Here is a 19,380-nt window from a genome sequence, read left to right on the forward strand (position 1 = left end):
GTGCTGGTACTCACGCGGAAGGTCGGCGAGCGGATCCTCGTCGGCGACGACATCGTCATCACGGTGCTCGACTCCCGGGGCGACGGCGTCCGGATCGGCATCGACGCCCCGCGCGGTGTGAAGATCCAGCGCGAAGAGGTCGTGCGTGCGGTCGCCGAGGCGAACGCCGAGGCCGCCGCTGCCGGTGACGACGCCGAGGCGCAGCTGCGCGCGGCGCTCGGGGCACGTGGCGGGGCTGCCGCGGACGGCTCGACTCCGTCGGGACCGACCGACTCCTAGCCGCCCGACGCAGCCACGCCCGTCACGGCTGCGCGACCGTCACGGGCGAGGCTGCACGTCCGTCACGGGCGGGGCTGCGCGTCCGTCACGGACGGGGCTTCTTCTCCTGTTCGGGCAGCCGGCCGGCGGCGGCCTCGGCGGCGAACCAGGCGCGGGCCTCGTCCTGTCGGGCCTGCTCGGCACCGAGCGCGATCGGTGCGCGGACGTGACCGGGCTCGTACCCGAAGGTCTCGATCAGCTGCGGCACGATCGGCCGGACCCGGGCGACGAGCCGGTCGATGTACGCCGACACCGCACGGGCACGCTGCGCCGAGAGCCGACCGTGCAGCAGGTACCAGTCCAGGTGCTGCTCGAGCAGGCCGAGCGCGAACAGGTCGCGCAGCCAGACGAGCACGCGTCGGGTGTCGCCCTCGGTGACCTCGTCGAGTGCCTCGGTGAAGGCGTCCCACTGCATGAGCTCGGCGTGCGCCTTCGACGCCTCGATGAGCTCGTGCTGCGAGCGGTTCAGCAGTCGGGCGGCGCGGGCTCGGTCCTTGCCGGCCGACGCCAGGCGCATGCCGATCTCGGCGACCATCGTGTCGACCCGACCGGCGAGCAGCTCGCGCTGCGTGCGGGGGTCCTGCAGGTCGGCGACGCTGGCGGCCAGGGAGCCACGGTCGGCCACGGTCTGGCCGAGGCGACGGATGCCGGACGCGTCGGCCAGCTTCGACGCCGCGACGGCCGCCACGAACTTCGCGGTGGACGCCGGGTCCTTCGGGGCCTTCGCGCGGAACTCGGTGAGCAGGCGCTTGCCGACGAGCTGCAGCAGCACGGTGTTGTCGCCCTCGAACGTCACGTAGACGTCGAGGTCGGCGCGGAGCCCGGTCAGACGGTTCTCGGCGAGGAACCCGGCACCGCCGCAGGCCTCGCGGGCCTCCTGCAGGGTGTCGAGCGCCGACCAGGTCGACATCGACTTGAACGCCGCGGCCTGGGTCTCCAGGTCCTCCCGGCGCTCCGGGGTGTCCTCTCGCCCGCTGAAGACGTCGTCGAAGGTGCGCAGGAGCTTTTCGTGCGCGAACGACTGCGCGAACACCGTCGCCAGGCGCGGGATGAGCCGGCGCTGGTGCCGGCCGTAGTCGAGCAGCACGCCCTCGGTGCCGTCACCGGTGGGGAACTGGCGGCGCTGCATGGCGTAGGTCAGGGCGATCTGCAGCGCGATCTTCTGGGCGACGACCGCGGCGCCGTCGAGCGACACCCGGCCCTGCACCAGGGTGCCGAGCATCGTGAAGAACCGGCGGCCGGGCGAGGCGATCGGTGACGAGTAGGTGCCGTCCGCGGCGACGTCGCCGTAGCGGTTCAGCAGGTTGGTGCGGGGGACCCGGACATGGTCGAACGCGAGCCGGCCGTTGTCGATGCCGTTCAGTCCGCCCTTGGGGCCGTCGTCCTCACCACTGACGCCGGGCAGGAACGCCCCGTCGGCGTCGCGGAGCGGGACGTAGAACGCGTGCACGCCGTGGTCGACACCGGCGGTCACGAGCTTCGCGAACACGACGGCGGCGTGCCCGTGCAGGGCCGCGTTGCCGATGTAGTCCTTCCACGCACCGCGGAACGGCGTGTGGATCTCGAACTCCTCGGTCGCGGGGTCGTACGTCGCCGTCGTGGCGATGCTCTGCACGTCCGAGCCGTGGCCGGTCTCGGTCATCGCGAAGCAGCCGGGGACCTCGAACGAGACGATGCCCGGCAGGAACTCGCGGTGGTTCGCCTCGGTGCCCAGGTGGTGCACGGCGGACCCGAACAGTCCCCACTGCACCCCGGCCTTGATCTGCATCGACGGGTCGGCGACGACGAGCTCCTCGAACGCCGCCAGGTTGCCGCCGTGGTTGTCCTGGCCGCCGAACTCGGTGGGGTAGGGACGCTGGATCGCCCCGGCGTCGACCAGGGTCCGGAGCTGCTCGAGCACGCGTGCCCGGTGCTCGGGGATCGGCTGGCCCTCGATCTTCTGCATCGCGGGGTCGAGCGCGAGCCGCCGGGAGATCCGGCGGTCCTCGGCCCAGCGTCCGAGCAGGAGCTCCTGCACCAGCTCGACGTCGATGCGGACGTCGGTGTCCGTCCCGGCGGTCGGGGTGCCCGCTGCCGGGTCGCCGGCGGCGTCGGCGTTCGGCGCGGCGTGCTGCGCGGCGTTCTTCGCGTCGACGTCCGGCGCGGTGTCGCTGCCGCTGGCGGGGGTGGTGCGCTGGGCGGGTGCGGTGTCGACCATGGGCGGAGTCCTCCTGAACTGCGGTGTCCGTGTTGCACCGTCCACGCTAGACACCGGTGCCGACAGTGGCGGGAACGCCGTGCGGGCCGCACAACCCCGTGTCGCCCGTGCCGTCAAGGGGTCGTGGGAACCCTCCAAAGACATGAGCGGGGTTCGACGATTGGGCGTGCCCACCCCGCCAGGGGCAGACTGGCCGCCATGTCACGTACCACCCCCGCGGACCGCGAAGGCCGTCCCGGACGCACCTTCTTCGGGCAACCGTTCGAACTCTCGACACCGTTCGCCGTCGAGCTCTGGGAGCGGTTCTCGTTCTACGGGATGCAGGGCATCGTCCTCATCTACATGTACTACACGGTCACGCAGGGCGGCCTGGGGATCGACAAGGGCATCGCCACCGGCATCATGGGTGCCTACGGCGGCGCGGTCTACCTGTTCACGATCATCGGGGCGTGGATCGCCGACCGGCTGATCGGCGCGGACCGGACCCTGTTCGGCAGCGCGATCGTCGTGATGCTCGGGCACATCGCCCTCGCGCTCATCCCCGGGGTGGCCGGGGTCGGGGTCGGCCTCGTGCTCATCGCGCTCGGCTCCGGCGGGCTCAAGGCCACCGCCACCACGATCGTCGGCGGCCTCTACAGCCGCGAGGACCCGCGCCGCGACGCCGGCTTCTCGCTGTACTACCTCGGCGTGAACCTCGGGGCGTTCTTCGGACCGCTGCTCACCGGGCTGCTGCAGAGCTCGCTCGGCTTCCACTGGGGCTTCGGCCTCGCCGCCGTCGGCATGGCGGCGGGCCTGGCGCAGTACGCGATCCGGCGGAAGAAGCTGCCCGAGGTCGTCCGCCACGTGGCGAACCCGGTCGACCGCCGCCGTCTGCCGCTCATCGGAGCCGGCGTCGTCGTCGCGCTCGTCGTCATCGTCGTCGCCGTGCTGACCGGCCTGCTCAACGTCGGCAACCTGCCCACCGTCGTGGTGGCGGTCGTCGTGCTGGCCACCATCGGCTACTTCGTCGTCATCCTGTCGAGCGGCATCACCCGTGACGAGCGGTCGCGGGTCTTCGCGTTCATCCCGCTGTTCATCGGCAGTGCCGTGTTCTGGTCGCTCTACCAGCAGCAGTTCACCGTCGTGACGGTCTACTCCGACGAGCGCCTCGACCGCTCGCTGTTCGGCTGGGAGATGCCGGTGTCGTGGGTGCAGTCGATCAACCCGGTCTTCATCATCGTGCTGTCCGGCGTCTTCGCGGCGCTGTGGACCAAGCTCGGCGACCGCCAGCCGTCCACCCCGACGAAGTTCGCCCTCGGCACCGGGATCATGGGGCTCGCGTTCCTGCTCTTCCTGCCGTTCACCGGCTCGGGCGAGAACGGCACACCGCTGCTCGCGCTCGTCGGCATCCTGCTGGTGTTCACGCTCGCGGAGCTGCTGCTCTCGCCCGTCGGCCAGTCCGTCGCCACGAAGCTCGCGCCGCCGAAGTTCCAGACCCAGATGGTCGCGCTGTTCTTCCTGTCGGTGTCGCTCGGCACCGCCGTCACCGGGGTGCTGTCCCGCTACTACGACCCGGCGGACGAGGCCCCGTACTTCACGATCCTCGGTCTGGTCGCCGTCGTGGTGGGCGTGGTCCTGCTGCTCCTGGCCAAGCCGGTGCTGCGGCTCATGCGCGGCATCCGGTAACCTGAGCGGAGCCACACCCCGACGCAACCAAGGAGTCACCACCCATGCTCGAACTCATCGCAGGGATCATCATCGGCGTCGGCGTCCTCGGTGGCGTGGGGTGCTGCATGGCCGTCGCGGCCATGATGAAGAGCGGCTCCGAGGAGTACTGAGTCCGGACCCGGACTACTCGCCGCTGTCGGTCGTGACCGGCACCAGCTGACGACTCAGGACGGTCGCGCGCTCGAAGGGGCCGCGGCCGTCCTTCGTGTACGCGGGTTCATCGAAGGCGACGGTCCACGTGCGCTGTGTCCCGCCGATCTGACTCCCGCCGGGAGCCACGATCACCCCGATCGGCTCGTCGGCCCACTGCTCGCCACCGCGATCGGTGTCGATGACCTGCACGAGGGCACCGATGCCGAGACCGGGAGCGTCGTCGGGGCGGGGACTGGGGGAGCGGCGGCGTCCGAACACGCCATCACCGTAGCGGCGAGTGGTCATGGAACGTCTGTGCGGCACCTGTCGACACGCTGACGGCCCGGCCGCCGCGTGGTCGGGACACCCCGCCTGCGGCGCGTCGAGTGGTCGCGAACTGTCGGCTGCGCCGCCGCCAGGCGACGCGTCGTGACCGCTCGGCGGAGGTGAGCGGGCTGTTGCGACCGGCGGGACGACGGCCGGGAGGCCCGTGGCGGGCCCGCACCGCGCCTCCAGGCCGCTGTCGGTCGCGTCCAGAGCGCGGGCCGGGTGGTCAGGACACCCCGCCTGCAGCGCGCCGAGTGGTCACGAACCGTCGGCTGCGGCGCCGCCATCCGACAGTTCGTGACCCCTCGGCGAACCTGAGCGGGGTGTCTTGACCAGCCGACCGCCCCGCGACCGCCACCAGACCACGCCCGCGTCAGACCGCGGCCGGCTCCACCCGGGCGATCTCGGTGATGGACGAGTGGCCCGTCTCGGGGTGCTTGCGCATCGACAGGAGCCGCTCCATCGACGGTTCGAGCGCCGTGACCTTGTCGAGCGGCGCACTCACGACGAGCTGGAACCCGAGCCGGAGCCACGCGGTGACCGCACGGCCGGCGAACTCCGAGTCCGCCTTGATGAACGCCTCGTCGAGGAACACCGGCGCGAACCGGGGCCGTGGGCGGGTCTCGTCACCGAGCTGGTAGCGCAGCGCGGCGCCGACGATGAACGCCACGAGTTCCTGCGTCTCACCACCGGACTTGTCGCCGAGCGACGAGTACACGCCGAGGTCGTTGCCGTCGGTGTCGTACCGGACGGCCGTGATCTCCATGTGCCGGCGGACGTCGAGCACCGCGTCGCGCTGGGTGGTGCGGCCCCGGGCGGCGTCCGGATCGGGCCGGATGACCGCCATGAAGCGCCGGAGCCGTCGGAACCGGGTCTCGAGCACGTCGTCGGTCAGCTCGGTGTCGACCGAGGCGGACAGCGCGCGGAGCTCACGGCGGAAGGCGGTGACGTCCTCGCGGGTGACCCGGCGGATCTGGATCTTCAGGCGGTCCCGGTTCGCGCCGAACGGCAGCTCCCGCAGGATCTCGTTGACCGGCTCGAGGCGCTCCTCGATCTCGACGACGGCGCGGTCGAATGCGCCGGCGAGCGGGACGAGGTCCTCGCCGCTCCACTGCGACAGGCGTCGACGCCACTCGCTCCGACGCGCGTGCAGGCCGGTCGCCACGATCTGGTCGAGGATCGCGTGGTAGTCCGGGTACGACGCGACGCCGGTGCCGAGGTTCGGGTCGGGCCAGGCGTCCTGGTACCGCTGGAACGTCAGCGTCAACGAGGTCGAGGCTGCCGCGGCACCGTCGAGCGCCTGCGTGAGCCGCTCCTCGAGCCGGCGCTTCAGGCGTCGGGTCGCGTCGTCGAACCCGTCGACGCCGTCCGGGGCGCCGATCTCCTCGAAGGTCTCCTCGAGCAGGCGGGACTGCTGGTCGTCCGGCAGCGAACCGGGCGAGGACTCGAAGCGCTCCAGGATCTCGGCGGCGGCGTCCTGGCCGTCGACGAGCACCGCGTGGCGCTCCTCGAGCCGCTGGACGGACAGCCGTGCGGCGGAGCGACGGTCGGCCGCTTCGTCGAGGGACTTCCGGAGCCGCGCGACCGAGGCCCGCAGCGTCCGCAGGCCGTCGTCGGCGGCGAGCAGCGCCTGCCGTTCCTCGTCGAGCCGGGCGAGGGACGTCCCGAGCCCGTCGACGTCGATCGCGGCCCACGTGACGTCGACCACGTGCTGGTGCGCGGCGCGGAGCACGTCGAGCGCGGTGAGGTCCTGCGCGACGTCGGTGCGGCGGGCCTCGAGCGTGGCGAGGTCCTGCGCGATCGAGGCGAGCTCCTGCTCGACCGCGGCGACGCGGGCCTCGTTCGTGAAGCCGATGACGTTCGACTGGCGGCGGTCACCGTGCGCGCCACGACGGCCGTCACGCAGCTGCCCGGACTCGGTGACCCGGCGGCCACCTCCGCCGAGGTCCGACGCCGAGGCGACACAGCGGGCGTCGGTGCGGTCGGACTCGATCCGCTCGCGCACCCAGGTGCTGAACGGCGACGGCTTGATGGCGAGCTTGCCGGACACCATCGCCGGGTCGCCGTCGAGGTCCAGGTGCGGGCCGGTCGGCACACCCTCGAACTGCACGCGGACGGGCAGGCGCAGTGCGTCGATCGCCTCGCTGAAGTCGCCGAGGCGGTCCTGGTCGACGAGCAGCGTGCGGGCGACGGGGGCCAGGACGGACTCGATGGCCGTGCGCCAGCGCTCCTCGCCGGGCAGCACGTCGAGCAGTTCCGCCACGAAGGGCAGTTCGGCCGGGTCGATGCCGGCGGCGCGGGCCATCGCGAGCCGGGCCTCGTGCATCGGCAGCGGCATCGCGCCCTGCCGGTGCTCGAGCGACTGGCGCTCCTGCCGCAGGGACCGTTCGCGGTCGAGGAGCGGGTACTCCTCGCGGGTCAGGGCGTCGCGGCGCTCGTCGAGGGCGGTGCGCGCGTCGGCGTACGACCCGAGGAACTCGTGCGCGGCACGCTGGATCCCGGTGAAGTCCTGCTCCGAGGAGACCGGGACCCCGAGCACCGCCGTGCGCTCGTCGAAGGTGGCGCGGGTGCGGACCACGGCGTCGCGCTCACGGGTGAGGCGTTCGATGCGGTCCTCGAGCTGGGCGAGTGCGTTGCCGCCCTGGTCGCGGAGCCGGGCCTCGGCGTCGCGCAGCTCGATCTCGACGGCGCCGTGCCGGGCCTCGGCCGCGGCGACCTCGGCGCGCGATGCCGTTCGCTCGCGGGCGTTGCGCGACACCTCGGCGTCGAGCAGGTCGCGCTTCCGCGAGGCCGTCCAGTGCGCGAACGGCGACACCTCGGCGCCGGTCGCGATGCCGTCGAGGGCCGCTGCGGCCTCGGTCGCGCGCGAGATCTCGTCGTGCAGGTCGGTGATGGGGGTGAGGATGCGGACCTTGCGCTCCTCGGTGTCCATCGCCTCGTACGCCTCGTCGAGGGCGGAGAAGTGCGCGAGGGCCCGGTCGGCCGCCTCGTACGTGCCGGGGGTCTCGAGCACGAGCGACTTGTACAGCGCGTCGACGGTCGGCAGGTGCTGGCCGGCCTGGATCCGGGCGAGCAGGCGCATCGCCCGGTTGCCGCCGCCGGAGTCGCCGATGCCCAGCCGGGTCTGCAGCGTGTACGCGAGCTCCTGGTAGGTGTCGCGGATGACGAGCCCCGGCACGCGGCCGGTCAGCTCGAGGTGGTGGAACCGCGACGGCACGAACTCCTCGAGCCGGCGCAGGTCGAAGGTGTCGTCGACCGTCGCCATGGTCATCTGGATGTCGCCGACCCCGCGGGCGCGCTTCGGCACGATGTACGCACGCAGCACCGTGAAGCGCCGCTCGTCGTCGTTCCGGAACGTGACCGCCGCAGCGCCCCAGGTGGTCTGGTCGTCGCCGCGCAGGTTCACGTCGCGCAGGCTGCCGGTCTCCGGGTCGCGCCGGGTGTCGACCTTGCCGCGCAGGTACGTGAGCAGGTTGCGCTGGTCGGCGCTGCGGGCGCGGCCGGTGGTGGCGTCGTTGGAGGCGCCGTTGAACGGCACGTCGGACGGCATCATCACGGCCAGGTAGGCGTCCATCAGCGTGGACTTGCCGGTGCCCGAGGCGCCGGAGATGAGCGTCGCCGTGCCGGACAGCTCGACCTGCCGGTGGCCGTGGAAGCCACCCCAGTTGACGACCTGCATCGACTCGGCGCGCCACTGCGCGACCGTGTCGAAGAGCGCCGGGATCTCGAACGTGTCGGTCACGCTTCCGTCTCGCCTTCGTCGTCGGTGTCGGTCTCGGCTTCGCCGTCTGCCGGGAGGCCCGGGTCGTCCCCGTCGGTCGGCTCGCCGCCCGGGGCGGTCGCCTCACCCTGCGAGGTGGTGGTCCGCAGCCAGGCGTCCAGTTCGAGCAGGCGCTCCAGGGGGAGCAGCACCTCGACGACGCTCGCCACCCGGAAGCGGTCCGGGTCGGAGGTGCGGATCAGGATGCGCGCGGTCACGAGGCGCTCGATGGCCTTCGCGACCCGGCCCTCGTCGCGGGTGCGGTCCGTCGCGGTCGCCGGACGGAAGCCCGCGACGTGCCCGAGGATCTCGGAGCGGTCGACGACGACCTGGTCCGGGCCCGGTCGGGCGTCGGCGCGCAGGCGCATCCGCAGGTAGACGAGGACGATCGTCTCCTCGCGGGTGTACGGCAGGTCGCGGAGCAGGGTCGGGAACGTGCGGCGCTGGCTCTCCGACCGCGCCTGGCGCTTCCACGCGACCTCGCGGTCGCGGTCGACGTGCAGCTCGAGGAACAGGTCGTTCAGGCGGGACCGCAGCTGGTACTCGGCGTCGAGCACCGCACGCCACTCGTCGGGGTGTGTGCGGGAGCTGACGTACGAGTGCCGCAGCAGTGCCACCAGGGCGCGTCGCTGGTGCTCGTCGAGCCGGCCCTCGTCGCCCTCGAAGAGGGCGAAGCTGGACTCGTCACGCTCGTCGTCCTGCATCACGGATGCGGGGTCGTCGTAGGGGACCGTGTCGTCGACCGGTGCCGGCGTCGTGTCGCTCACCGTGCCTCCTGTGCGTTCTCGTCGTGTGCGTCGCCGACCGGACGGTGCTCGTCGTCGAGCGCAGCGGTGGGCATGTGGAAGGTGATCGCGGTGCCGTCGGGGCGGACCGTGCGGTGCTCGGCGACGTGCGCGGCGGACTCGAAGTCGTCGCGCCCCGTCAGCAGGTGCGCGAGGCCGAAGAGCTCGACCGGTCGGCGCTGCTCGGGCGGCAGCCCGTGGAACGCGTCGACGCTGGAGTCGGCCTCGGCGAAGCGGAGTGCCGCACGCAGCTCGGTCAGGAGCGGCCCACCGTGCATGCGGAGCATCTCGACGTCGAGGTCCTCGAAGACGTCGTCGTCGGGTTCCTCGATGGGCGGCGGCACGGACTCGGCGTCCGGGTCGTAGAAGCGCTCGCGCAGCGTGCCGACCTCGGCGGCCGCCGGCAGGAGCGGCAGCGGGATCCGGTCGCGTGCGCCGCCCTGGTCCATCAGGGTGGCGAGGCCGCGGTTGATCGAGCGGAGCACGGCGTCGAGCTCGCGGTCGCGCACGACGTCGTGGGCCACGATCTGGTCGCGGAGCGTGGCGGTGAGCTGACGGCGCTGGGCGAGGACGTCCTCGATGCCCTGGCGCAGGATCGTCACGGTGTTGCGAAAGGCCCGACGCTCGCCGGCTCCGAGGCCCTGCGCGAACGGGTGCGCCAGGATCGTCGCGATGTCGTCGCGGAGCCGCAGGAGCAGGGCGTCGTCGCGGAGGAGCTCGAAGGCGCCCTCGAAGGCACGGCCCTCGGGCGTCGCTTCCATCAGGTTGTCCGTGCGCGCCAGGTAGTCGTCGAGGATCTCGCCGATCGGGCGGACCTCCTGCCGGAAGTCCTCGACGATCGAGCGGTGCATCGTCGCGACCGCCTCTTCCACGCGCTTGAAGTCGCTCGGCAGCTGCCGGATCAGGTCGGAGATGTTCGTGTACCCGTCGCGCATCCGGTCGTCGTCGACGGCCACGACGTCGTCGCCGTGCTCCAGGCGCTCCCGCTCCGCCTGCAGCTCGGCGATCTGGGCGTCGATCCGGCGGATCTGCACGTCGGGGTCGGGTTCGGCGCGGGCGGCCCACCGGTGCACGGCGTCGACGATCATCGCCAGGCGGCTCTCGCTGATCAGGGCACGGTCGGCCGACAGGGCGTCGACGAGGCTCAGCGCCTCGAGGGCGTGGCTCGTCAGGGAGTACTGCTCGTCGCCGTCGGGGGAGTTGGAGCGGACGAGCCACTGGGCGCCGACCCACTCGCGGCACAGCGCGCGGCCGTTCGGGCGGGCCTCCTGCTCGCCCTCGGTCTGCTCGCTGTCGGCCTGCGCGCTGGCCGCCGGCACCGGCTGGTCGCTCGCGGGCACGCGGGCACCAGCAGCCTGCAGGCGCGCGACGTGCTCCTCGACCTGCAGGTGCATGCGGTCGGCGGGGACGTACTGCACGTCGCGGTCGAAGACCGTGCGGAACACGGCCAGGACCGTGGCGCTGGTCGGCCGGGACATGAGTCGCAGGGTCGGACGGTCGAGGACCGCTCGGACCCGGGCGAACTCGAGGTCGACGTCGGTCATGCGCCCCTTCGTCCGATCGTGCTGGTGGTCTGGCCCGCGTCCTGCGGCCTGATGAGATGACAAGAGCCCGACGCTGCTGCGTCGGGCTCTTGTCGGTGGTGTGTGTTGCTGTGTGGGCGATACCAGACTCGAACTGATGACCTCTTCGGTGTGAACGAAGCGCGCTACCAACTGCGCCAATCGCCCCCTGCACTGTTCGTGCGGATCGATACTAGCGGAAGTCCGGCGGTGCATCGAACACGTCGCGCGGCCCGGGTGTGGCGCGCTGCCCGCAGGGGGTGTCGAACCGCCCCGATCCGCATGAACTCGGGGGACACGCCCGGTGAACGGGGAGGATTTTGGTGGAAGTGCCCCGGTGCGTATAGAGTTTACGTCGTCGCCGCGACAGCGGAACGACAAGTGCGGATGTGGCGCAGTGGTAGCGCATCACCTTGCCAAGGTGAGGGTCGCGAGTTCGAATCTCGTCATCCGCTCGAGTGTGGGTCTTCTCGAAGGCCCGCGACTCACCAGAGGGTATCCCACCGTTCGGGTACTCACGGAGACGTGAACCTCGATGGTGGGGTGGCCGAGAGGCTAGGCAGCGGCCTGCAAAGCCGTCCACGCGGGTTCGAATCCCGTCCCCACCTCCAGATCCACCCTCCAAGACCTTGATGGACTCCGGTCCACGCAGGGACTTGGGCGATTGGCGCAGCGGTAGCGCGCTTCCCTGACACGGAAGAGGTCACTGGTTCGATCCCAGTATCGCCCACCACCACGAAGCCCCCGGCAGGACCACCAGGTCCGGCCGGGGGCTTTCTTCGTTCCGGTCTGCTCGTCGTTCCCAGTCCGCCAGGACCGCGATGTTCCGTGGACCCCGCCCGGTACGGTGGTGGTCATGCAGATCGGCCGGAGGCGGAAGCGTGCCCGACGCGGCACCACGCCGGTGCTGTTCCACAAGGTCTGCGAGTGGCAGCGGGACGATCGGGACCCCGGTGACGTCGTCGTCGAACGAGGAGTCTGGCTGGCGTTCACCGCGCGCCGAGTCGCGGTCTACGAGTTCGACGGCCGTGACACCCACGCTGCCGTGCTCGAACTGGACGAAGTGCTCGGTCCGACGTGGCAGGAGATGATCGACGAGGCGCCGGCAGAATGGCTCCTGACACACCTGGAACGATTCGCGAGCGGTGTGGACGTCCGCCGGGCGGTGTTGGACGACTACGCCCTCCGACACGGCGGCGGAGCACCGCCGACCATCGAGTGGGCGATCCGGCTGTAGCGACGGAGTTCCCTCGACGGCGACTGGAATGGCCCAGATCGAGTCAGCCGGCCTCGTCGCAGGGCGCGCGGCGTTCGCTGGCCCGCGTGTCGACCACGAGGGGCTGGTGGACCAGAGCGCGGTCGGCCAGGGTGAGCACGTGACCGCCTCGTCGACGACCACTGCCCCTCGGCTCGCTCCGCTGTACGCCGCGGGGTTCGTGACCGCCTTCGGGGCGAACGGCATCGCCGCGGCGGTCGGCGGCGAGCACCTCGAACTGGGCCTGACGCTCGCGTGGCTGGGGCTCTTCCTGGCGCTCTACGACGTCGCCGAACTCGTCCTCAAGCCGGTCTTCGGCGCACTGTCCGACCGCATCGGCCCGCGACCGGTGATCGTCGGCGGACTCGTCGTCTTCGCGGCAGCTTCACTCATCGGCGTCTTCGGGACCGGTCCGTTCTGGCTCGGGCTCGCCCGTCTGCTGCAGGGTGCCGGCGCCTCCGCGTTCTCGCCCGCATCGTCCGCCGCAGTTGCCCGCCTCGTGCCGGCGCACCGCCGCGGGACGTACTTCGGTCGGTACGGCTCGTGGAAGGGTCTCGGCTACGCCGGGGGACCGGTCATCGGTGCACTCGTGGTGCAGTTCGGCAGCACGCAGTGGCTCTTCGGGATCCTCGTCGTGATGGCTCTCGTGACGGCGGTGGCGGTGCTCGTCGCCGTCGAGCCGATCGTGCCCCTGCCCCGGCAGCGGGCCACGCTCACCGTGATGGTCCGAGCTGCCACGGACCGCCAGTTCCTCATCCCGGTCGTCGTCCTGGCCGTCGGCAGCGCTGCGATCGGCGCGCTGACCGGGATGCTCCCCGCGCTCGGTACCGAGCTCGGCATCCCGCTCCTGGTGTCGACGCTCGCGGTCGCCGTCCTCGCGGTGACGTCGTCGCTCGTGCAGCCCGTCGCCGGCCGACTGCACGACGCCGGGCGTCTCGGTACCGGGGTGGCGGGTGTGGCCGGGACGGCCGCGGTTGCCGCGGCCTTCCTGGTGGTCGCCGTCGCACCCTCGGCGGTGGCCGTCTTCATCGCGGCCCTGCTCGCCGGGGCCGGTGTCGCCACGCTGACACCCGTCGCGTTCGCGCACCTCGCCGGAACGACTCCGCCGGATCGGCTCGGTCGCACCATGGGTTCAGCGGAGCTCGGGCGTGAGACCGGGGACGCCGTCGGACCACTCGTCGTCGGTGGTGTCGGCAGCGCGATCGGGCTGCCGTTCGGGTTCGCGGCGTTCGCTTTGGTGGCGCTCGTCGGGACGCTCGTGGCATCGCGGTTGCCGTCGAAGACCAACTCGGCACAGGACGCGTAGGGGATCGACGAACCCCATCGGGCGCTACGCGTACGGGTCAGCGGACACCGTCCCGTACACATCGGTCCGACGTCGACGATCGCGGTGGGCAGCGACCCAGCGAGCCACCGCGAGCGCGAGCAGCGCGGCGGACACCCCGGCGAGCAGCCACAACCACCCGTCGTCGTCCTCGATGAGCAACCGCAGGGCCAGCAGCCCGAGCGGTGCTGCTACCAGGATCCGTCGGAGCTCGCGCCACGACGGCTTCCACAGCGTGGTGAGGCCCTTCTTCCACCGACCGACCACGACGTACGCGATCACACATCCTGGGATGCAGAGGCCGAGCCACTTCACGATCGCCTCGACCCCGTCGTCGTAGAACGGATGCGCCACTTCGCGGAGGACGCCGCCAGCAGCAGCCGCGACGAGCAGCACCCACATCCGCGCCTCCCAGCGGCGAGGGTGCCACCAGGGCGTGCGCCACAACGGCACTCGCTCGCGGACCACCGGCATCGCGACTCCTCCCCGGTCGGGCGTCCAGCCTATGCGCGACTTCGATCGACGACGGGACCGAGAGTCTGCCGTCCCTGGCGGGAATCCGGCTGTTCCGCGTACGGTGTCAAGACATGAGGCCGACTCCGTAGGTCGGTCCGACGAGGGGGCGCCATGAAGATCTTGAGCATCGTGGCACGAGGGCTGGGCTGGTTGCTGATGACGGTTGCGAAGACGCTGGGCGGGATGCGTGGCGCGAAGCCGTACACCGATTCCCACGCGGCGCAGGTCCCGCCACGTCGCGAGGACTACCGCCCTTAGGCAGCGCGACCGTGGTTCCGCTCCGTCACCGTAGGATCGTCGAGCCGCATCCAGCGGAACGACGGGGGAGTACCTGATGGAACAGCACACCGAACAGCGCGCGCGACCGCGGGTCGTCACGATCGCCGTGGCGCTCTGGTGGGCGTCCGTCATCATCAGCCTCGTGACCGCCGCGCCCGGCATGGTCGTGTCCATGCGCGAAGCCGGCGGCGCGATCATCGGGGCGTCGCTCGGGCTCGTCCTCGTCCTCGCCTGGTCGGCCCTGTTCGTGTGGCTGGCGACGCGGATGGGACGAGGCTCCGGCAACGCGCGGCTCTGGCTCGCCATCATCGCCGGGCTGACTGCCTGCAGCGAAGTGCTCACCATCGCCACCGACGGCGTGGACTGGAGCCTCGTCGACGCCGTCTGCGTCGTCGTCGCCGCGGTGCTCAGCTACCTGCCCAGCGCCCGTCCGTTCTTCCCGCGGGACGCACGACGCCCGCGAGCAGCGGAACCCCGCACCATCGGGTGGGACCCGACGACGGGCGAGCGCATCTTCGAGACGCCGCCGTCGGGCGACCGCGCGCACTGACGCTCGCCCCGGAATGCGGCCGGAGAACGTGCGTTCCCCGTTGTGGGGGTACCGCCGGACTCGGGCAGATGGTTCCATTCAGAGGTCGGCATCCTCCGGGTGCCGAACAGCCACGGACCGTCTTGCGTCGCAGTGAAGGTGGTCGCCGCTGGTTACGGTGACCACGAGGTGCCGTCGAGTCGATTCGGGTTCGACACGGCGGCGCCTCCCACACACCGGGGGACCGTCCGACCAGGAAGCAGCACCATGCGATCGCTCGTCTACACCAGCACCCAGACCCGTCCGATCACGGATTCCGAACTCGCCCAGATCCTGGCGGTCGGTCGCGAGAAGAACACCCGGCTCGGCGTCACCGGCATGCTCGCGCACCGCGACGACAACTGCATCGGGATCATCGAGGGCGAGGACGACGTCGTCCGGCAGCGCTTCGACCAGGTCCGGGCCGACCCGCGACACACGAACGTCCGGGTGCTGCTCGACGAGCCGATCGCCCAGCGCTCGTTCCCGGACTGGTCGATGGCGTTCCAGTCCCTCGACCCGCTGATGCAGGACGTCCCGGGGTTCAGCGACCTGTTCAGCCCGGGTCGCCCGACTGATCCGGCGTTCGGGGCCTCCCGCGCTCGCGCCCTCCTGGACTGGTTCCGGAAGCACCCGCTGGCACCACTGACGAACCAGAACGCCGCCGACGAGGAAGTCCCGCGCACGCGGGCGATCAACGGTGCGATCGCGGTCATCCACGACGGGGGACTGTCACGCTTCTCGCTCGAGGGCGTCGCGTCCCGGTCGGGGATGCGGCAGGCCGAGATCCTCGAGCTCTTCCCCTCCGAGCACGCACTGCTGGCCGCCGCGGTGATGCGGTGGACCCGCGCGGTGTCGGCACCGCTGCTGCCGCTCGCCGGTGAGAAGGGCACGGTCGCGTTCCTGCACGCGCTGCTCTCCGCCCACGCCGAGGACCCGTCCCTCATGCGTCTGATCGCCGCGACGCTGGCCATCTCGACCGACCCGTCGACCGACGGCGCCGACTACTACCGGTCCGCGTACCTGCAGTTCCGCGAGACCGTCCGCACCGCGCTGCAGGAAGACGTCCGCACCGGCCGCGAACCGGCGACGATGGACCCGATCCGCGGGGCACAGCAGCTGCTCGCCCTCTACGACGGCATCCGCCTGCAGGCGCTGCTGACGCCGGACACCGACGTCGTCGACGCGTTCGACCGTGCCGCCGCCCGGATGCGCCGCGGCTGGTCCGAGCAGTACGAGGAGACCACCGTGTGGGACATCTCCGCGCCGGCGGGGGACTGACGTTCAGCGCACCAGACGCACGGTCCGGGGGATGGGTCCGAACGCCGACTCGGCACCGTCGGGCGTGAAGCCGTTCCGCCGGTAGAAGGCGTGCGCCCGCGGGTTGTCCGCGGCCACCCACAGCGACGCCGGACGATCGGCGAGCACGGTGTCGAGGAGGGCCTGGCCGGCTCCGGTTCCGTGCGCACGTGCCAGGACGTAGAGCGTCGTCAGCTCCTCGGGGCGGACGGCATCCGGCTCGGGGGTCGTCTGCGCCGCGGCGAAGCCCACGACGCCGGTGCTGTCGAGGGCGACCTGGACGGCTTCTCGGACGTCGGGACTCTCGAGCGTCGACCGCCACATGTCGACCCGGCGACCCGCGTCGAACCACGGGCTCGTGTCCGGGTCGTCGACGAACCGGCAGTACGTCTCTCGCCACGACACCGTGTGCACATGGGCGATCGCATCCGCATTAGCGAGCGTCGCCGGCCGGATCAGCGTCGAGACATCAGGATCGTTCCCCACTCGGTCAGGGTAACGACCGGCGTCCTGTGTTCAGAGCTGGAGGTCCAGGTCGAAGAACCCCGCACCGCCGAGGAACAGCGGCACGATGACCCCGAACATCGTCAGCGTCGCCCCGATCAGGATCGCTGCGAACGCGATGCCGTCGCCCCGCTCACCGGTCAGCCGCACGTCGCGCCGCGCGATGAAACCGACGACGAGACCGCCGATCGGTGCCACGAACGCGAGGGCGATCGCCACCACCGCGAGCAGGCTGAGGGGCGGGAGCGGCAAGGCTGCCGATGCGGGGGACCCGGCGGCGCTCGGCGCGGTCTGGTCAGGAGCGAGGTCGGTCACGTCGGCCAGCATAGGGTCGACGAGGATTCCTCCGCTCACCCCTGACCGAGGTTCGTCACCAGGTTGATGGCGACCGCGATCAGCACCGTCCCGAAGAAGTACGACAGCAGCGCGTGCGGCAACGCCTTCCGCCGGGTCTCACTGTCATCCGGCTCGATCTCTGGTGCCGCGTACGACATGCCGATCGTGAAGGCGAAGTAGGCGAAGTCGCTGTAGGTCGGCCGCCCGTCCTGCTTGACGTCGAACCCACCGCCCCGGTGGTCGAGGAAGAACATCCGGGCGTACTTCAAGGCGTAGACCGTGTTGACCAACGCCCACGCCACCATCGTGCCGAGCACACCCAGCATGACCGCCGCGACCGAGGCCGGATCTCGCGCCTGGCTGGCTTCGCTCAGCGCCAGGACGACGGCGGCGAGACTCGCGAAACAAGCCACGATGAGCGCGTTGTCACTGACCCGTGTCTCGGACTCCTCGCGGGCGAGACGCTCGGTGCCGTCGGCGTCCTGGCGCCAGCACTTGTGCCAGACCTGGACCAGCGCGATCAGGCCGGCCGTGCACCAGGCCGCGAGCGGCCCGAGGGACGGAGCCCCGGTGAAGGTCAACGCGACCCCGACCAGGACCCCGATCCCCACGATGACGAGCGCCCGACGCGTGGAGAGAATCCGATCGTTCATCGTCGTGCCTTCACGATCGTTCCTTCCCCCTGTCCGCTGCGTGGTCGGTCGTCACACGCCGGGGGTGAAGACGGCGCGGACGCAGCCGTCGTCCTTGTTCTTGAACATCTCGTACCCGCGCGGCCCTTGCGACAGTGGCATCACGTGCGTGGCGAGGTGCTCGGTGCTGATCTCTCCCGCGGCGATGCGGTCGAGGATCATCGGGATGTAGCGGTGCCCGTGCTGCTGAGCGCCGCGGACCGTCATGCCCTTGTTCATGATCGCGCCGAACGGGAACTTGTCGACGAGCCCACCGAAGACCCCGAGCGAGAACAGGCTGCCGCCCTTCCGGCAGGCGTAGATCGCCTCGCGCAGGGCGGTCGGCCTGTCGGTCTGCAACCGCAGCTGCTGCTTGGCCTGGTCGTACAGGTACAGCGGTCCGGTGCCGTGCGCTTCCATGCCGACGGCCTCGATGCACACGTCGGGACCCCGACCGCCGGTGCGTTCCTTGAGTTCCGGCAGCACGGCGTCGCTCGTGTAGTCGAGCGTCTCGGCACCGATGTGCTCGCGCACCTGTCGCAGCCGTTCGGGCAGACGGTCGATCACGATCACCTGCTCGGCGCCGAGGAGCATCGCTGCACGAGCGGCCATCTGGCCCACACCACCGGCGCCCCACACTGCGACGGTGTCACCCGGTGTGATCCCGGCCAGGTCGGCTCCGGTCCACCCGGTGGGTGCGGCATCGGAGGCGAACAGGGCGGCCGTGTCGGACACGCCGTCGGGGACCGTGAACGCCCCCTGATCGGCGTAGGGCACGCGGACGTACTCGGCGTGGCTGCCTGCGAACCCGCCGAGCGCGTGGCTGTAGGCGAAGCAGCCGCCGATCGACGACCCCCATATCGCCTCGGTCAAGCCCGGGTTCGGGTTGCCGTTGTCGCAGAGTGAGAACTGTCCGTGGGTGCAGTACCAGCACTGCCCGCAGGCGATGAACGAGCAGACGACGACCCGGTCGCCCACCTTGTGCTTCGTGACGGCCGATCCCGTCTCGACGACCTCGCCCATGAACTCGTGTCCCAGGACGTCACCGGATCGCATGGTCGGGATGTACCCGCCGAGCAGGTGCAGGTCCGACCCGCAGGTGGTGCTCAGACGCACCTTCAGGATCACGTCGTGATCGTTGAGGATCTTCGGGTCCTCCACCGTCTCCACCGCGGTCTCGTTGACCCCGGTCCAACAGAGTGCCTTCACAGCACACCCTCCTCGTTGCTCCGTTTCGTCGCCACGTCCACCAACGCGCCGGTGGGTGTGGCCTTCCGTCGGCCGTGGGGGACCGGATCCACCCGGAGCACCTCGCCGACCTCGATGAGTTGCTTCGCCTCACGCAGAGCGGCCCGCAGCCGACCCCGTGAATCCGGGCCGCCGCCACGGAACCGGGCACGGAGCTCGGTGCCACGATCGCCGGGCGCGGGACGGGCCTCCACCTCGACGTCCTGCCCGAACGCCGTGAGCGGCGCGGGGATCCGCCCGCCTGGCAGCACCGCGTCCTGCCCGCGGTTCACCGTGACCGCGTGCCAGCCGGAACGCGGTTCGGCCAGCACCTTCCGTGCGGGCCCGGGTGCGCCGCGTCGGCGGCGCGAGACGACGATGCCGACGGCAGCCGTGACCATCGCAGCGGCGGCGAGGTTCCGGGCCCTCATCGTGGTGTCCTGGCGAGGAGTCGGTGGGCAGCGGACGCGTTCGCGCCACAGCGCCGGGTATTCGTGTGTTCCATCGCGGCCTCCTTGAGTCGCATCGGTGCGGATCAACGGGACGGGAGCGACGACCGCGCGATCGTGCCGGTCGGGGTCGCGGAGTCGCTCCTGTCGATCCACGGTGAGCG

The 19,380-nt window shown here is 71.2% G+C and carries 18 protein-coding genes and 4 tRNA genes; 10 read left to right on the forward strand and 12 right to left on the reverse strand.

Translation table 11 applies throughout. The annotated features are described in order from the left end of the window. On the forward strand, positions 1-279 hold the full coding sequence (gene csrA / locus DEJ11_RS08815; RefSeq protein WP_071403899.1) for a carbon storage regulator CsrA: 279 nt from the start codon (positions 1-3) through the stop codon (positions 277-279). A gap of 85 nt (positions 280-364) precedes the next feature. Here the strand turns inward: csrA and DEJ11_RS08820 are convergent, their stop codons facing one another. Next, entirely contained in the window at positions 365-2,515 is a 2,151-nt protein-coding gene (locus DEJ11_RS08820) for an acyl-CoA dehydrogenase family protein (protein ID WP_111103740.1), read from the reverse strand. 198 nt (positions 2,516-2,713) lie between these two features. Here DEJ11_RS08820 and DEJ11_RS08825 point away from each other — a divergent pair, with 198 nt between their 5' ends. Next, positions 2,714-4,180 carry a peptide MFS transporter gene (locus tag DEJ11_RS08825; RefSeq protein WP_181440843.1) on the forward strand — a complete coding sequence of 489 codons (1,467 nt, stop codon included), beginning with the start codon at positions 2,714-2,716 and terminating at the stop codon, positions 4,178-4,180. A gap of 165 nt (positions 4,181-4,345) precedes the next feature. Here DEJ11_RS08825 and DEJ11_RS08830 read toward each other — a convergent pair whose 3' ends face one another. The 5 genes from DEJ11_RS08830 to DEJ11_RS08850 form a co-directional block, all read right to left on the reverse strand. After that, positions 4,346-4,660 (reverse strand): hypothetical protein, encoded by a 315-nt coding sequence (locus DEJ11_RS08830; protein WP_111022856.1) that lies wholly within the window; start codon positions 4,658-4,660, stop codon positions 4,346-4,348. A gap of 394 nt (positions 4,661-5,054) precedes the next feature. After that, positions 5,055-8,423 carry an ATP-binding protein gene (locus DEJ11_RS08835; protein ID WP_111103739.1) on the reverse strand — a complete coding sequence of 1,123 codons (3,369 nt, stop codon included), beginning with the start codon at positions 8,421-8,423 and terminating at the stop codon, positions 5,055-5,057. Continuing rightward, entirely contained in the window at positions 8,420-9,208 is a 789-nt protein-coding gene (locus DEJ11_RS08840) for a DUF4194 domain-containing protein (protein ID WP_111103737.1), read from the reverse strand. The genes DEJ11_RS08835 and DEJ11_RS08840 overlap by 4 nt, the downstream gene beginning before the upstream one ends. After that, positions 9,205-10,770, reverse strand: a complete 1,566-nt coding sequence (locus DEJ11_RS08845; protein ID WP_111103736.1) for a DUF3375 family protein — start codon at positions 10,768-10,770, stop codon at positions 9,205-9,207. The genes DEJ11_RS08840 and DEJ11_RS08845 overlap by 4 nt, the downstream gene beginning before the upstream one ends. A 113-nt stretch (positions 10,771-10,883) precedes the next feature. After that, positions 10,884-10,956: transfer RNA gene (locus DEJ11_RS08850), tRNA-Val, on the reverse strand. A 215-nt stretch (positions 10,957-11,171) separates the two neighbouring features. Here DEJ11_RS08850 and DEJ11_RS08855 point away from each other — a divergent pair. The 5 genes from DEJ11_RS08855 (at position 11,172) to DEJ11_RS08875 (ending at position 13,349) form a co-directional block, all read left to right on the forward strand. After that, positions 11,172-11,243, forward strand: a tRNA-Gly gene (locus tag DEJ11_RS08855). A gap of 82 nt (positions 11,244-11,325) precedes the next feature. Then, positions 11,326-11,399, forward strand: a tRNA-Cys gene (locus DEJ11_RS08860). A 47-nt stretch (positions 11,400-11,446) separates the two neighbouring features. Next, positions 11,447-11,521 (forward strand) — tRNA-Val (locus tag DEJ11_RS08865). A 123-nt stretch (positions 11,522-11,644) separates the two neighbouring features. After that, positions 11,645-12,025 carry a hypothetical protein gene (locus DEJ11_RS08870; protein ID WP_146246884.1) on the forward strand — a complete coding sequence of 127 codons (381 nt, stop codon included), beginning with the start codon at positions 11,645-11,647 and terminating at the stop codon, positions 12,023-12,025. Positions 12,026-12,131: 106 nt separating this feature from the next. After that, on the forward strand, positions 12,132-13,349 hold the full coding sequence (locus DEJ11_RS08875; RefSeq protein WP_111103797.1) for an MFS transporter: 1,218 nt from the start codon (positions 12,132-12,134) through the stop codon (positions 13,347-13,349). 24 nt (positions 13,350-13,373) lie between these two features. Here DEJ11_RS08875 and DEJ11_RS08880 read toward each other — a convergent pair whose 3' ends face one another. Next, positions 13,374-13,769 (reverse strand): hypothetical protein, encoded by a 396-nt coding sequence (locus DEJ11_RS08880; RefSeq protein WP_111103735.1) that lies wholly within the window; start codon positions 13,767-13,769, stop codon positions 13,374-13,376. A gap of 225 nt (positions 13,770-13,994) precedes the next feature. On the opposite strand from DEJ11_RS08880, the gene DEJ11_RS08885 reads away from it, so the two are divergent. The 3 genes from DEJ11_RS08885 to DEJ11_RS08895 all read left to right on the forward strand — a co-directional run bounded on the left by DEJ11_RS08885 (position 13,995) and on the right by DEJ11_RS08895 (position 16,011). Then, entirely contained in the window at positions 13,995-14,141 is a 147-nt protein-coding gene (locus DEJ11_RS08885) for a hypothetical protein (protein ID WP_181440842.1), read from the forward strand. A gap of 76 nt (positions 14,142-14,217) precedes the next feature. Continuing rightward, positions 14,218-14,712 carry a hypothetical protein gene (locus tag DEJ11_RS08890; protein ID WP_111103733.1) on the forward strand — a complete coding sequence of 165 codons (495 nt, stop codon included), beginning with the start codon at positions 14,218-14,220 and terminating at the stop codon, positions 14,710-14,712. 246 nt (positions 14,713-14,958) lie between these two features. After that, on the forward strand, positions 14,959-16,011 hold the full coding sequence (locus DEJ11_RS08895; RefSeq protein ID WP_111103732.1) for a BLUF domain-containing protein: 1,053 nt from the start codon (positions 14,959-14,961) through the stop codon (positions 16,009-16,011). A 3-nt stretch (positions 16,012-16,014) separates the two neighbouring features. On the opposite strand, the gene DEJ11_RS08900 is transcribed toward DEJ11_RS08895, so the two are convergent. From DEJ11_RS08900 to DEJ11_RS08920, 5 genes are read right to left on the reverse strand one after another with little or no spacing between them, the layout of a single operon-like run. Further along, positions 16,015-16,515: a GNAT family N-acetyltransferase gene (locus DEJ11_RS08900; RefSeq protein ID WP_258375424.1), complete on the reverse strand. Its 501-nt coding sequence runs from the start codon at positions 16,513-16,515 to the stop codon at positions 16,015-16,017. Between the two features lie 30 nt (positions 16,516-16,545). Then, positions 16,546-16,848, reverse strand: coding sequence for a DUF4190 domain-containing protein (locus DEJ11_RS08905; protein ID WP_146250058.1), 303 nt, complete (start codon positions 16,846-16,848; stop codon positions 16,546-16,548). Between the two features lie 35 nt (positions 16,849-16,883). Further along, positions 16,884-17,522, reverse strand: a complete 639-nt coding sequence (locus DEJ11_RS08910) for a DUF1345 domain-containing protein (RefSeq protein WP_111039569.1) — start codon at positions 17,520-17,522, stop codon at positions 16,884-16,886. A gap of 51 nt (positions 17,523-17,573) precedes the next feature. Next, positions 17,574-18,749 carry a zinc-dependent alcohol dehydrogenase gene (locus DEJ11_RS08915; protein WP_111103728.1) on the reverse strand — a complete coding sequence of 392 codons (1,176 nt, stop codon included), beginning with the start codon at positions 18,747-18,749 and terminating at the stop codon, positions 17,574-17,576. After that, positions 18,746-19,198, reverse strand: coding sequence for a hypothetical protein (locus DEJ11_RS08920; RefSeq protein WP_111030059.1), 453 nt, complete (start codon positions 19,196-19,198; stop codon positions 18,746-18,748). Before DEJ11_RS08920 ends, DEJ11_RS08915 begins: the two co-directional genes overlap by 4 nt. Positions 19,199-19,380 lie beyond the last annotated feature (182 nt).

The sequence above is a fragment of the Curtobacterium sp. MCLR17_058 genome, assembly GCF_003234705.2.
Taxonomy (GTDB): domain Bacteria; phylum Actinomycetota; class Actinomycetes; order Actinomycetales; family Microbacteriaceae; genus Curtobacterium; species Curtobacterium flaccumfaciens.

Excerpts from the sequence above, each read along its gene's own strand:
- DEJ11_RS08830 (WP_111022856.1), bottom strand. The coding sequence starts at position 4,660 with ATGACCACTCGCCGCTACGGTGATGGCGTGTTCGGACGCCGCCGCTCC.
- DEJ11_RS08895 (WP_111103732.1), top strand. The coding sequence starts at position 14,959 with ATGCGATCGCTCGTCTACACCAGCACCCAGACCCGTCCGATCACGGAT.
- DEJ11_RS08825 (WP_181440843.1), top strand. The coding sequence starts at position 2,714 with ATGTCACGTACCACCCCCGCGGACCGCGAAGGCCGTCCCGGACGCACC.
- DEJ11_RS08820 (WP_111103740.1), bottom strand. The coding sequence starts at position 2,515 with ATGGTCGACACCGCACCCGCCCAGCGCACCACCCCCGCCAGCGGCAGC.
- DEJ11_RS08880 (WP_111103735.1), bottom strand. The coding sequence starts at position 13,769 with ATGTGGGTGCTGCTCGTCGCGGCTGCTGCTGGCGGCGTCCTCCGCGAA.
- DEJ11_RS08845 (WP_111103736.1), bottom strand. The coding sequence starts at position 10,770 with ATGACCGACGTCGACCTCGAGTTCGCCCGGGTCCGAGCGGTCCTCGAC.
- DEJ11_RS08885 (WP_181440842.1), top strand. The coding sequence starts at position 13,995 with ATGAAGATCTTGAGCATCGTGGCACGAGGGCTGGGCTGGTTGCTGATG.
- DEJ11_RS08910 (WP_111039569.1), bottom strand. The coding sequence starts at position 17,522 with ATGAACGATCGGATTCTCTCCACGCGTCGGGCGCTCGTCATCGTGGGG.
- DEJ11_RS08920 (WP_111030059.1), bottom strand. The coding sequence starts at position 19,198 with ATGAGGGCCCGGAACCTCGCCGCCGCTGCGATGGTCACGGCTGCCGTC.
- DEJ11_RS08890 (WP_111103733.1), top strand. The coding sequence starts at position 14,218 with ATGGAACAGCACACCGAACAGCGCGCGCGACCGCGGGTCGTCACGATC.
- DEJ11_RS08870 (WP_146246884.1), top strand. The coding sequence starts at position 11,645 with ATGCAGATCGGCCGGAGGCGGAAGCGTGCCCGACGCGGCACCACGCCG.